Annotated in this window: 1 protein-coding gene; it reads right to left on the bottom strand. The window is 27.4% G+C overall.

What is annotated here, in order from left to right; translation table 11 throughout:
• On the bottom strand, positions 1 to 273 hold a 273-nt coding region (locus tag SCA31_RS23400; protein ID WP_410699412.1), incomplete at its 3' end, for a UvrD-helicase domain-containing protein.
• Position 274 lies beyond the last annotated feature (1 nt).

Below are 274 nucleotides of genomic sequence, written 5' to 3'. Positions count from 1 at the left end.
ATTAGTATCCTGATACTCATCAATGAATATGAATTTGAACTTATCCTTTAAAATATCACATAACTTAGGATACTTTGCAAACATATGTTCAGAAATAGTTAACACTTCATCGTGAGAGATGATTCCTTCTCTCAATCTGATATATTCTTTGTATTGAATTTTAATATCTCCCGATAAAACTTCTTCGGGATTATTTATAACAATCCTAGTAATACTATCTTCCTTTGCTAAATGTATTAAAGTTGACTTTAATTCTGATTGAAAGTTTTTAATG

The sequence above is a fragment of the Chryseobacterium sp. SIMBA_028 genome (assembly GCF_046535285.1).
Taxonomy (GTDB): domain Bacteria; phylum Bacteroidota; class Bacteroidia; order Flavobacteriales; family Weeksellaceae; genus Chryseobacterium.
The sequence above is the reverse complement of the archived record's forward strand: the minus strand, read 5'-3'. Positions and strand labels throughout refer to the sequence as shown.